Origin of the sequence: Mesorhizobium sp. LCM 4577 (assembly GCF_001854795.2) — a bacterium.
Classification (GTDB): Bacteria; Pseudomonadota; Alphaproteobacteria; order Rhizobiales; family Rhizobiaceae; genus Mesorhizobium; species Mesorhizobium plurifarium.
The window spans coordinates 57236-69664 of record NZ_MDDU01000011.1 but is presented as its reverse complement, the minus strand read 5'-3'; the positions used below and the strand labels follow the sequence as shown (position 1 = coordinate 69664).

The window sequence follows — 12429 nt, the reverse complement described above, 5'->3', positions numbered from 1 at the left end:
CCAATTGGTTCCACTTGGCTGCAAAATGCTCTAGTCAGCGCGTTTCTCCATCGCCTCGAGCGCGGTGGCGAGGCGCTGCTCCTCGCCATAATAGCGGGCGCGGTCCCAGAAATGCGGGCGGCCGATGCCCGTCGACACATGTTCGCCGATCAGCCGGCCGCTCGAGTCCTCGCCCTTGATGTTGTAGAGGACAAGATCCTGGGTGATGATGACGTCGCCTTCCATACCGACCACTTCGGTGATGTGGGTGATGCGGCGTGAGCCGTCGCGCAGGCGGGCCGCCTGGATGATCACGTCGATCGAGCCGACGACGATCTCGCGCACCGTGCGCTGCGGCAGCGAGTAGCCACCCATGGCGATCATCGATTCGATACGGTTGAGGCATTCGCGCGGGCTGTTCGAGTGGATCGTCCCCATCGAGCCGTCGTGACCGGTGTTCATCGCCTGCAAAAGGTCGAATACTTCCGGTCCGCGCACTTCGCCGACGATGATCCGCTCCGGCCGCATGCGCAGGCAGTTCTTGACCAGGTCGCGCATGGTCACCTCGCCCTCACCCTCCAGATTGGGTGGCCGGGTTTCGAGACGGACCACATGCGGCTGCTGCAGCTGCAGTTCCGCCGAATCCTCGCAGGTGATGACGCGCTCCTCGCGGTCGATATAGTTGGTCAGGCAGTTCAGCAGCGTCGTCTTGCCGGAGCCCGTGCCGCCCGAGATCACGACGTTGCAGCGGACGCGGCCTATGATCTTGAGGATTTCCGCGCCTTGCGGCGAGATGGCGCCGAACTTGACCAGCTGATCCAGCGTCAGCTTGTCCTTCTTGAATTTGCGGATGGTGAGCGCGGTGCCGTCGATCGACAGCGGCGGCGCAATGACGTTGACGCGCGAGCCGTCGGGCAGGCGCGCGTCGCAGATCGGGCTCGATTCGTCGACGCGGCGGCCGACCTGGCTGACGATGCGCTGGCAGATGTTGAGCAGCTGCTGGTTGTCGCGGAAACGGATGCCGGTCTGTTCGACCCTGCCATTGACTTCGATGTAGACGTTCTTGGAGCCGTTGACCATGATGTCGGCGATGTCGTCGCGGGCAAGCAACGGCTCCAGCGGCCCATAACCCAGAACGTCGTTGCAGATGTCCTCGAGCAGCTCTTCCTGCTCGGAGATCGACATCGCGAAGTTCTTGATCGCGATGATGTCGTTGACGATGTCGCGGATTTCCTCGCGCGCGCTCTCGGGATCGAGCTTGGCGAGCTGCGACAGATCGATCGTATCGATCAGCGCGGAGAAAACCTGGCTCTTGGTGTCGTAGTAGGTCTCCGAGCGCTCGCGCTGAACCCTTCTTGGCGGCTCCGGCGCCATGGGCGGCGCTTCGACGGGGCGGCGCGCAGGCGGCGCGGCCGGAGCGCTGGACGGCGGCGCGACCGGTCGTTCGGCCGTCATCGTTCCCGTTGGAGCGGCGGGAGCGGATGCCGGCGGACGGAATTCAGGCGTTGCCCGCTTGCCGTCGTCTGTGCCTCTTTTACCAAACATGATCGACTACCCGATGCCGCTCAATCAGCGTCACTTCTTGTTGCGCGAGAGCTTGCCGAGGATCGAGCCCAGGCCTGCCTTCTTCCTTGTCTTGATTTCGCTGCGTCCGGTCAGCACATGCGCTATCTCATTGATGGTCGCGACGACGGGGCTCTTGGCGTCCATCTCGGAGAGCATGCGGCCATTGTTGGCGGCATTGCCGAACAGCAGCGGTTCGAAGTTGATCACCGCCATCGGCGTGATGCCGAGCGGTTCGGCGAAATCGGAAGCCGCGATCTCGGGCCGCTTCGGAACGCCCGTCTGGTTGATGATCAGCTTCGGCGAGGGATCGTTCGGACGCAGCCGCTTCAGCATATCCACCATGTTCTTGGTGTTGCGAAGGTTCGCGAGCTCGGGCGTGGCCGTGATGACGATCTCATCCGCCTTGATCAGCGTGCTCTTCGTCCACCCGCTCCAGATGTGAGGGACGTCGAGGACCAGCAAAGGCGCGCTACGCTGGGCGGTCTCGATGACCTGCGCGAAGGCCTCAGGGTCGAAATCATAGACGCGCTCGAGCGTGGAAGGAGCCGCGAGCAGCGACAGATGCTCGGCGCATTGCGCGAGCAGACGGTCGAGATAGACCTCGTCGACCCGCTCGGGCGAAAACACCGCCTCGGCGATGCCTTGCGCCGGATCCTGATCGAAATTGATATTGGCGGTACCGAAGGCGAGATCGAGATCGGCGATGACGACTTCGGACTTGAACAGGGAAGACATCGCCCAGGCGACATTGTGAGCGATGGTCGAGGAGCCGACGCCGCCCTTGGCGCCGATGAAGGCGATCGAACGGCCGATCGGCTCCGCTTCCGGATCGACGAAGATCGACGACACGACGCTGACGATGTCGGTCATCGAGACCGGCGCGATGACATATTCGGAAATGCCGGAGCGGATGAGCTCGCGGTAAAGCCCGACATCATTGTAGTGGCCGATGACCACGACCTTGGAGGACGGATCGCAATATTCCGCGAGTTGGCCGAGTTGTTCGAGCAACTGCTGCGGTTCGCTGCGCGATTCCAGCAGGATCAGGTTCGGTGTCGGCGCGGACTGGTAGAACTCGATCGCGGTCGGAATACCGCCCATATGGACCTTGAGATGGGCTTTGGCCATGCGGCGATCCTCGCCGGCGCGTTCGACGGGGTTGGCGACGCCTTCGGTCTCGCAAAAGGCCTGGATCGAAATGCGCGGCACCGGGCGCAACGCCTGCATGGCGGCGATGTCCTGCTGCGAAAGGTCGCCGGTCTCCGCGGGCGTGTCGTAGGCAAGATTGCTCATCGTCATGCTCTTTCCGTCGTCTGGCGCGGATCAGTACGTCACTTCAGAATTGCTGAGGAATTCGTCGGAGATGCCCCTCGCGCGATACGTGTCGATCACCGCGCCGCGATTTTCCGCGTCGATGTCGGACTGCTTACGCGGTCCGATCAGATCGTTGGGATTGGCCACCTGGGCCGCGAGATTATTCTGATAGGAGCAGCCGAAGTCGGCATAATGCTTGTTCTCCGACGTCTCCGTCAGGTCATCTGGCCAACGGCCGCATTTGTCGGTCTGTGCTCGCACCGCGACAAAGGCGACGCGCACCGGCGCGGACGCTTCCGGCACCGCCGACTGATAGGACGTCATGACGATGCGGTTGCGCTTGACGCCCGCCGCCATGGCGAGCCGGGCAAAATCGCGGCCTGCCGAGCGGGCGGCAACTTCGTTGGCGGAGCCGGCGGGCATCGCGATCGTCAGGGTCGGCGCGGCGCTCTTGTCGTAACCGTCGAGAAAACCGAGCAGCGTGTCACGTTGTGCGCCCGTCATGCCGCGATCGCCGGCGCCGACCGGCAGATCGATCTTCTGGTTCTTCTCGGCGATGACGATCGGATGGGTCGTGCGGTAATCGTCCGGAACCGATCCGACCGTGATGCTGTCGCGATTGGCGCATCCGGCGAGCGACGCCGCAAGGGCGATCGCCAGCGCCGGAACCACCTGCCGGCGGACCCTTGCGATGCCGGATGCTGTCCGGACCGTCACGACCTTCGATGCTGACTTGGACATATCCGCATTCCCACTCATTTGTAGATGAAGCCGACGACGCCGTGATAGCGGCCCGACGGCCTGTCGGTCTGCATGGTGCCGTAGACGCGGTTGACGCGGCCGAGGAACATGCCGGCGCCGTCGCTCGGCGGATTGAAATTGTCGTCCGGCTTGGCCAGGTCGTTGCGTGCCACCGGCCGCGTCAGATAAGGCGTGATGATGATGACGAGCTCGCTTTCGTTGCGCACGAAATCGCGGCTGCGGAACAGCGTGCCGAGGACGGGGATCTTTGTCAGTCCGGGCAAGCCGTTGAYGGCCTGCCGGACATCGTCGCGGACGAGACCGGCAATCATCATGGAGCCGCCGGAGGGCAATTCGACCGTAGTATCCGCAAGACGCTTGCGCAACGACAGGATATTGGTGCCGGGGCTCGTCACGCCGGAGGAAAGCGCCACGGATCCTTCGGTGGTCGGCTCGGAGACGGCTGTCCTGACTTTCAGGCTGATGCGACCCGGCGATAGAACCACCGGCTGGAACTCCAAACCGATACCGTACTCGATCTTTTCCGTCGTATAGTTCTTTAGGCCGGTCTGGTTGTCGGTGGACACATTGGCCGTGACACCGGTCACCATATTGTATTCGCCGCCTACCTTAAATGTGGCCTTCTCGCCTGAGACGGCGGTCAGGGTCGGTTCGGCCAATGTCTTCATGACACCCGACTGCTCCATGGCATTGATGTAGGCCATCAGTGACGAGTTGCCGATGCTTAAGCCCGAGTTCGATAGCTGCTTACCCAAGCCCGTGAAATTGTCGCTGACCGCGCTATAGCTGATGCCGTTGCTGCCGCCATTGCCAACCATGTTGACCCCAAGCTGCTTCATCACGGACCGGCTCACTTCGGCGACGGTCACCTTCAGCGTCACCTGATCGTCGCCGATGATCTGCAAGAGGTTGACGATCTTGGAGGTCCGGCGCTCCTGGTCGGGGTTGTTGATGTCGACGCCGCCATTGACCGAGCCGCCGGCGGCGGTCTGCGAATATTGACCCGTCGTCGCTTCACCGCCGGAGACGAAGATGGTTGCCAGGTCGACGGCGCGCTTGGCATCGAGCGGCGTGTCGACCATGCCGGTCAGGACCACGTTGTCGTTGAGAAGCTCGACCTTGATCTGCGAGGACGGGATGAAGCGCTTCAGATAATCCTCCAGCCCGGCGACGTCGCGCTCGACGGCCAGATCCAAGCTGACGATCTGCTCGCCATTGGGGCCGAAGACAAAGATGTTGGTTTCGCCGACCGCCTTGCCGAACAGGTAGATGCGCCGCGCCGTGCGGGTCACGGCATCGGCGACCGCCGGATTGGCGACCAGGATGTCGTAGGCGTCGCTCGGCAGGTCGATGACCACGGACTTGTTGAGGCCGAGCTTGACGCGCTGCGTGGCGACGGAAGCCGACACGCCGGCGCTCGCGGCCTTGGCTTCGACCAGTCCCGGGGCGCTGGTGCCTACCAGGAAGGAACCGATCGCCACGGCGGCCAGGACAGGCAGCAGTTTACCGTTGAGCCTCATTTCCTTGCTCCCACCTCGGAAACCTCGCCCGACTTGATCAGCCGCACCGTTCCGCGCCGGCCATTGCCGTTGACCAGATAGTCGGCCTCGTCGGTACTCTTTTCGTGGATGTCGGTGATCGGCCGCAGCGCGAGCGTCAGGCGGTCCGCCATCTGCTGCGCCACCGTGATGATCTCCGCCTGCTGCGGCGTCAGCTCCAGCGTCGCGGTCTGGCCGACCCTGGTCTTCTTGCCCTCTTCGTCTTCCTGGATGGTCTGGTCGATGGCCAGCACGCGGATGTTCTTGAGGATCGTCTCGGTGTTGAAGCCGCTGCCGCCATTGCCGGTGTCGGCGCGGCGGGTCATGATGACGTCGACGAAGTCGTTGGGCAGGATGAAGCCGCCGGCGGACGTGTCGGCCGATATAGCGGTCGCGACGGCGCGCATGCCGGAAGGCAGGATCGACGACATGAAGCTCTGCCCCTCGCCGACCAGCTTGGAGCGCCGCAAAGGTTCGCCGGTATACATGGCGACGCGGGCGACCGAGCCCTTGAGCTTTTCGACCGCGTCAGGCTCGGCGGCGCGGGTGATGAAATTGGCGTTGACGCCATCGGCCGGCCATTCTTCCCAGCTGATGTTGTTGGCAAGCGGGCTGCCCATCGGCACGTCGCCTGAAAGCACCAGCACATCCTGCAATGCGATCGCCGGCTGCTTGGGCGCATCGACGACGACCTGAGGCGGCGGCGCCACGACCATGTTCTTCGCCACATAGCCCGCGCCACCCGCCGCGACAGCAGCCACGCCCAGAATAATCAATCGGGATGCTGGCATTCGTCCGAAACCCCTTCGCCTAGTGGGCAAACCACCTCGCCAGGCCGGACTTTGCAGCTGCAATCGTCAAAACAAGGTTAATGCAATGCTTACGATCGTGATTAATTTAAGGTTTACTCAAATTGGATGGAACGGCCCGCCGTTAACAAAAAAGGCGGCCTGGCCGCCTGGTGACCGCCGACATCAATGTCGCCATGCCTATGTCGTGAGCCTCCCCAGCGCCCAGACCATCAGCGGCGAATCCGGGAAAGTGATCAGTCCACCCGCGCCCAGCGCAATGCCATATGGGACGCCGACGCTCTCGTTCGCGAAATGGCGCAGAAATCGGTTGTGGCCGGTGTACATGGGGAGCGGCGATTTCCGGTAAGCGAGGATTGCGACGGTCAGCAGGCCTCCGATGAAAGCCGACGTCACCAGATAGCCGATCAGGTTGATGTTGAGGCCCATCCAGACCGCCGTCGCGGCCAGAAGCTTGGCGTCGCCGCCACCCATCCCGCCGAGCGCAAAAAGACCGAATGTCACTGCCAGCACCAGGGCGCCTGCCGCGAAGTGCCAGCCATAGGTCGCCCAATCCATGCCGGTGAGCGGAGCGATCAGCGCAAAGGTCGCCACCAAAAGCACGGGCACGCGATTGGCGATCGTCATCGACAGCGTGTCCGAGATCGCCGCAAAGAGCATGCAGAAGGGGAAGACGACGAAGATTACAGCTTCGATCATGACGCGACGCCTGCGATGAACTCTGCGTCAGCCTAGGCATATTGGATTAACGATTGATGAGGGCCGCCGTTCGAATCGCATGTCCGCATGAGAGCTAATCCAACGATGAAGGGCCGCCCTGGGGCGGCCCTTCATTTGCCGAAGAGGCGCTATCCGCGGCTGTTACGGGGCCGCCGGGGCCGCAGCGGTGCCGGCGACGCCATTAAGAGTGTTGGCGATGCCGGAGAACTTGGCATTCAGCGCGCCGCCGAGCTGGGAAGCGCCCATCATGATGGCGAGCGCGATGAGGGCCGCGATCAGACCATATTCGATGGCGGTCGCGCCGGATTCGTCCTTCACGAAGCGTGCAATGAGATTAGACATTCGAGAGCTCCTACTCCACGTGTTACAGCACTTCCGTCAACTTCTCTTTGCGGTTGATCGGATGCTGCAAATCTAGGGAGAAGCCGTTTCAATCGGCTTAATAAACAGCCTTACCGATTCCTTTCCGGTGGCGAACGCGCTGCGTGGTTAACCGTGACCTAAACATCGCCAGGGAGCTCGGGCTCCCGGAAAACCGGCGCTTGTGCAATATTCCTAAAACAGCAACCGCCATCGACGCATGACCCACCATGCAAGCCGATCCTTAATCATGCAGTGGCCGGCTTAACCGTTGCTTCACCAATCTCGTTCATGTTCCGTTGAAGAATCTGCCCGCCGGGAGCGCTTCAATGACGTTGTCGAGATCGCTGTTTCCAGTCGCCGCGCTGCTGGCAACTGCCGCCTTGGTCATGCCGGCCTGGGCCGGCGCCGGCATAGAAGTCACCATGAACCAGGCAAAGATCGTCAAATTGTCACGCGCGGCCGACACGGTCGTCATCGGCAATCCGGCGATCGCCGACGCCTCCGTGCAGGACGCCTCGACCATCGTTCTCACCGGCAAGGGCTTCGGCGTCACCAATATGGTCGTGCTCGATTCGGACGGCAGTCCGATCATCGATGAACAGGTGACCGTCGTGCGACAGGCCGCGTCCTCGGTGCGCATCTACAGACGCGCCGAAGTCCAGACCATGTCGTGCACGCCCTATTGCGAGAGCGCATTCAAGAGCGAGGCCGAGAAGGCTTCCGAAGCCGAAATGAGCGCCGGACACTGAGCCCTGCGAGGGGCGAACCCACCGGCATTAAAGACAGCTTAAAGCTCGCCCAGCGAATTTAACGATCATCCAAACCGGACCTCAATGGGTTTTCGCTAACCTTGCCGACGGTACCGCAAAGGGATCGGCAGGAACGCGATATGAGCAAGGATGCCACATCCGGCAACGGCATGGACAGCAAGGCGCACGCCCGATCGCGCCCAGGCTTCTTCAGCGACAGGCGCGGCAGCACAGCGATGGAATTCGCGCTGCTGGCCATCCCGTTCGCGCTTCTCGTCTTCGCCATCCTCGAGAGCTGCATTTCGTTCGCCGGCCAGGAGGTGATGGCCAATGTCACCGATGACGTGGCCCGTCAGTTGCGCACCGGACAGTTGCAGAAGACGAATGTCACCGCAGCCTCGATCAAGCAGCTGATCTGCGGCAGGCTTGAAATCATTGTGGCCCAGGACTGCCCGGGATTGTTCGTTGATCTGCGCGAATATTCGAGCTTCGCGGACGCGGCAACGGCGGGCTTCAGAATAGACGGCAACAACATCGTGCTGACGCAAGGCGGAGGTGACAAGACCTTCACAGTTTCGCCAGGGCTGGCCGAATCGATCAACATGCTACGGGTGTTCTACAAATGGCCGGTGATGACGGATCTGCTGGCCAAACAGATGCAGAATTTCACTGACGGCACCACGCTGCATTTCGCGTCCGTGACCTGGCAAAACGAACCATTCGACGACAACTGAGGCCGGTGGACGACTGAGACTGCGTCGGCTTGGAGGACAGGATGTACCGTGCGGGGGCACATTGGGGGATTTCGGCCATCGTGGCGCGAGCAAGGCGGTTTGTCCGCGATCGGCGCGGGGTCGCGGCGATCGAGTTTGCTTTTATCGTGCCCGTGCTGCTCATCATGTATTTCATCACGATGGAAGCCTCACAGGCCATCGAGACCAGCAAGAAGGTCAGCCGCATCGGCAGCATGGTGGCCGATCTCGTAACTCAACAGCAGGCGGTCGTGAAGGCCAACCTCGACGCTATAATGAAGATCGGCGGCACGACGCTTTTGCCCTATAACCGCTCGGCTCCCTCGATCATCATCACCGCAATACAGATGTCGGACGAGGCGTCGCCTAGAGCGACGGTGGCGTGGTCGCGCAAGCTGGTGGGCGCGACATACAGCGCCGGCGCCAAAAAGGGCGATCCCGTTACCGTTCCGGCAACGCTTAATATCCGCAACACTTTCCTGATCCGGGTGGAAAGCGACCTTGGCTATACGCCCGTCATCATGTGGGACAAGGATAACAAGGATCAGAAGGCGCTTGGATTGTTGTCCACCTTCAGCGACATCAATATGAGCGAGACTTACTATCTGAGGCCTCGCCGGAGCCCGACGATTCCTTGCAGCGACTGCTGACTTGCTATTCCTTGCCGCCTGTCAGTCGCACGATGGCCAGAGCCATCGCGTAGTCCTTCGGCAGGGCGGGCGTAAAACCGCCGGAATGCGCCCGCTCCAGCAGGTCGTACACATCGGGCGTCTGTGACTTGAGATTGGTCAGGAAGACCGTCAGCCGGCGTTTCGCCTCGGGGTCGAGATCGCTGCGGACGGCGTGCGGCCCGTAGCGCAAGAGGGCCGAGGTCCACAACACCCGAAGCGACGCCTCGGCGATGCCAGCCGCCTCCAGCCGCGCGACCGTGCCGTCGGAATGGCTGGGTTGGCCGTCGGCAGCGGCCGGCTCCCAGCCGAATAGGGCGTCGGCCTCGCCGCCAGCCAGCATCGTCTCGGCCGCGGTGGCTGAAGCGGCGCGCGCCAGGAAGGGCGAATCCCGCGCGATCCTGACGCCTTCGGCCGACAGTGCCGCCAGCGGCAGCAGCGCGCCGCCGACGTTGTCGGCCGGCGCGATCGCGATCCGGTGCGAAGCCATGGCGGCAAGGTCCGGAAGCCTGCCGTCGCGCGTCACCAGGACGGAACGGATGCCGACGGCGCCGTCGGCATCGACCGGCGCCACCAGAGGTTCGACGCAGCCGCAGCGCTCCGAAGCCGTGGCGTAGGCGAGAGCCGAATAGACCGCGTATTGCACGCGCCCGCTCGCCTGTGCCTCGATCAGCGCCGCATAGTCGCGCGCGACGACAAACTCGACCTTCATGCCGAGCGCATTGGCGTAGGCGTCGGTGAGGCGCGCGAGCCCTGGAATGGTGTTGCCGCCACCCGGTTCAGCGACGATGCCGATGCGGAACGTACCGATGTCGTCACGCCAGTCGGCGCGTGCCGGCCATGCGGCGGCGCCGAACGCCGCGAGTGCGGCCGCGCACATTTTCACGGCCTGCCGTGCCGCGGTTCTGCCGCGCCTTGCCATACCTGCTTCGCTCCCGCCGCATCCGCGTCTCGCCGCAACTATGGCGCCAAGCCGTTGCGGTTCGGTTTCCGATTTGCCAACACCGCCGGGGAACCTTATGTCTGGCAGTGAGCACTGACAACAAAGATGCCCATGGCGCGCGCGTTCCTGTTCGTTCTCGATTCTTTCGGCATCGGTGGCGCCGCCGACGCCGAGCGCTATGGCGATGCCGGCGCCGACACGTTCGGACATATATTCAAGGCCTGCGCCGACGGTCGCGCCGACCGGGAAGGGCTGCGCAGCGGACCGCTCGCCCTGCCCAACATGATGTCGCTCGGGCTTGGCCGGGCAGCGCAAACCGCGACGGGATCGAGAACCGGCACCGACGCGCCGCCGATCGCCTCGGCTTTCCACGGCGCCGCCCAGGAAGTGTCGAGCGGCAAGGATACGCCTTCCGGCCACTGGGAGATCGCCGGCCTGCCGGTGCATTTCGACTGGGGCTATTTCCCCGATACGGTGCCGGCCTTTCCGGCCGGACTGACCGACGCGATCATCCGCGAAGGCCAGCTGCCGGGCATCCTCGGCAACTGCCATGCGCCCGGGACCGAGATCATCGAGCGTTTCGGCGAGGAGCATATCCGTACCGGCAAGCCGATCTGTTACACCTCGGTGGACTCCGTATTGCAGATCGCCGCGCATGAAACGCATTTCGGCCTGGAGCGGCTTTATGAGCTTTGCCTCACGGTGCGCCGGCTGGTCGACCCCTTGAAGATCGGGCGCGTGATCGCGCGGCCATTCGTGGGCGAGACGCCCGCTACGTTCCAGCGCACCCACAATCGCCGCGACTATGCGGTGCCGCCGCCGGAGCCGACCCTGCTCGACCGGCTGACCGGGCGCGGCAGCAAGGTCATCGCCGTCGGCAAGATCGGCGACATCTTCGCTCATCGCGGCATTTCGGAAGTGCGCAAGGCCGGCGGCAACATGGCGATGTTCGACAAGGCGCTCGGCGCCATGGACGATGCCCACGATGGCGACCTGGTCTTTGCCAATTTCGTCGATTTCGATACCGAGTTCGGCCACCGGCGCGATGTCGCCGGCTATGCCGCGGCGCTCGAGGCCTTCGACCGCCGGCTGCCGGAGGCATTTTCGCGCATCAGGCCGGGCGACCTTCTCATCCTTACCGCCGACCATGGCAACGATCCGACCTGGCGCGGCACCGACCATACGCGCGAACGCGTTCCGGTGATCGGCATCGGGCCGGGGCTGAAGGGTGGCGACATCGGACTGAGGCCGACCTTCGCCGACATCGGCGAAACCGTCGCGGATCATCTCGGCCTGGCAACCGGCCGCCATGGAACATCCTTCCTCGCGACGATAGGCGGCCATGCCTGAGCTGCCTGAAGTCGAGACGGTTCGGCGCGGACTGCAGCCGGTCCTGGAAGGGGCGCGGCTCGTCAACGTCGAGGCACGCAGGCCCGATCTTCGCTTTCCTTTTCCCGAACGCTTTTCGGAGCGGCTTGCCGGCAAGACCGTGACGGCGCTTGGCCGGCGCGCCAAATACCTGACGATGCATATCGAGGACGGCCTGGTGCTCATCTGTCATCTCGGCATGTCGGGATCGTTCCGGGTCGAAGCTGCCGGAAGCAGCGATATCCCTGGCACCTTCCACCAGGAGCGCTCGAAAAGCGCAGCGCACGACCATGTCGTGTTCGACGTGGCCTCGACAACGGGCGAGCGATCGCGCGTCATCTTCAACGACCCGCGCCGCTTCGGCTTCATGCTGTTTGCCGAAGGGCCGCCGGACACGCATCCGATGCTGGCGGGGCTTGGCATCGAGCCAACCGGCAATGCGCTCGATGGCCCCCTGCTCGCCTCGCTGCTGAAGGATCGCAGATCGCCGCTCAAGGCGGCGTTGCTCGACCAGCGGCTGATCGCCGGGCTCGGCAATATATATGTCTCGGAAGCCTTGTGGCGCGCCGGGCTCTCGCCGCTGCGCGAAGCCGGCACCATCGCCGGGTCGGCCAAGAAGGCGAAGGAACAAAGCGAGCGCCTCGCCGAGGCGATCCGCTCGGTCATCGCCGATGCGATCGCCGCCGGCGGCTCCTCGCTGCGCGACTATGTCCAGGCCGACGGATCGCTCGGCTATTTCCAGCATTCCTTCGCGGTCTACGATCGCGAGGGGGAGCCGTGCCAGAAGCCGGGCTGCCGCGGCCACATCGAGCGCATCGTGCAGAGCGGCCGCTCGACCTTCTATTGCCGGACCTGTCAGCGGTAAGCTAGGAACAGTATCGATCATCGATCATCCCAC

At 63.3% G+C, this 12429-nt stretch carries 13 protein-coding genes; 5 read left to right on the top strand and 8 right to left on the bottom strand.

Annotated features, from left to right (window positions below; all coding sequences use genetic code 11):
- Positions 1-30: 30 nt before the first annotated feature.
- The 7 genes from LCM4577_RS14160 to LCM4577_RS14130 all read right to left on the bottom strand — a co-directional run bounded on the left by LCM4577_RS14160 (position 31) and on the right by LCM4577_RS14130 (position 7030).
- On the bottom strand, positions 31-1524 hold the full coding sequence (locus LCM4577_RS14160; RefSeq protein ID WP_040985901.1) for a CpaF family protein: 1494 nt from the start codon (positions 1522-1524) through the stop codon (positions 31-33).
- Between the two features lie 30 nt (positions 1525-1554).
- Positions 1555-2838 (bottom strand): CpaE family protein, encoded by a 1284-nt coding sequence (locus LCM4577_RS14155; RefSeq protein ID WP_198541047.1) that lies wholly within the window; start codon positions 2836-2838, stop codon positions 1555-1557.
- A gap of 30 nt (positions 2839-2868) precedes the next feature.
- A complete protein-coding gene (locus tag LCM4577_RS14150) occupies positions 2869-3600 on the bottom strand; it encodes a CpaD family pilus assembly protein (protein WP_071071815.1) in 732 nt (243 codons plus the stop codon).
- Between the two features lie 14 nt (positions 3601-3614).
- A complete protein-coding gene (locus LCM4577_RS14145) occupies positions 3615-5141 on the bottom strand; it encodes a type II and III secretion system protein family protein (protein ID WP_071071814.1) in 1527 nt (508 codons plus the stop codon).
- Positions 5138-5950, bottom strand: a complete 813-nt coding sequence (cpaB, locus tag LCM4577_RS14140) for a Flp pilus assembly protein CpaB (RefSeq protein WP_071071813.1) — start codon at positions 5948-5950, stop codon at positions 5138-5140. Before cpaB ends, LCM4577_RS14145 begins: the two co-directional genes overlap by 4 nt.
- A 198-nt stretch (positions 5951-6148) precedes the next feature.
- Positions 6149-6667, bottom strand: coding sequence for a prepilin peptidase (locus LCM4577_RS14135; protein ID WP_040985906.1), 519 nt, complete (start codon positions 6665-6667; stop codon positions 6149-6151).
- Between the two features lie 162 nt (positions 6668-6829).
- Positions 6830-7030, bottom strand: a complete 201-nt coding sequence (locus tag LCM4577_RS14130) for a Flp family type IVb pilin (protein WP_040985907.1) — start codon at positions 7028-7030, stop codon at positions 6830-6832.
- Positions 7031-7377: 347 nt separating this feature from the next.
- Between LCM4577_RS14130 and LCM4577_RS14125 the strand changes: the two genes are divergently transcribed.
- From LCM4577_RS14125 to LCM4577_RS14115, 3 genes are all read left to right on the top strand, one after another.
- Positions 7378-7800: a pilus assembly protein N-terminal domain-containing protein gene (locus LCM4577_RS14125; RefSeq protein WP_040985908.1), complete on the top strand. Its 423-nt coding sequence runs from the start codon at positions 7378-7380 to the stop codon at positions 7798-7800.
- Positions 7801-7940: 140 nt separating this feature from the next.
- Positions 7941-8534 carry a TadE/TadG family type IV pilus assembly protein gene (locus LCM4577_RS14120; RefSeq protein ID WP_052457954.1) on the top strand — a complete coding sequence of 198 codons (594 nt, stop codon included), beginning with the start codon at positions 7941-7943 and terminating at the stop codon, positions 8532-8534.
- 41 nt (positions 8535-8575) lie between these two features.
- A complete protein-coding gene (locus LCM4577_RS14115) occupies positions 8576-9202 on the top strand; it encodes a TadE/TadG family type IV pilus assembly protein (protein WP_071071812.1) in 627 nt (208 codons plus the stop codon).
- A 4-nt stretch (positions 9203-9206) separates the two neighbouring features.
- On the opposite strand, the gene LCM4577_RS14110 is transcribed toward LCM4577_RS14115, so the two are convergent.
- A complete protein-coding gene (locus LCM4577_RS14110) occupies positions 9207-10100 on the bottom strand; it encodes a phosphate/phosphite/phosphonate ABC transporter substrate-binding protein (protein WP_071071890.1) in 894 nt (297 codons plus the stop codon).
- Positions 10101-10274: 174 nt separating this feature from the next.
- Between LCM4577_RS14110 and LCM4577_RS14105 the strand changes: the two genes are divergently transcribed.
- Together LCM4577_RS14105 and mutM are read left to right on the top strand one after the other, a co-directional pair.
- Complete coding sequence (locus LCM4577_RS14105) at positions 10275-11513, top strand: phosphopentomutase (RefSeq protein WP_071071888.1); 1239 nt, start codon at positions 10275-10277, stop codon at positions 11511-11513.
- Complete coding sequence (mutM, locus tag LCM4577_RS14100; protein WP_041001624.1) at positions 11506-12396, top strand: bifunctional DNA-formamidopyrimidine glycosylase/DNA-(apurinic or apyrimidinic site) lyase; 891 nt, start codon at positions 11506-11508, stop codon at positions 12394-12396. Before LCM4577_RS14105 ends, mutM begins: the two co-directional genes overlap by 8 nt.
- The last annotated feature ends 33 nt before the right edge of the window (positions 12397-12429 follow it).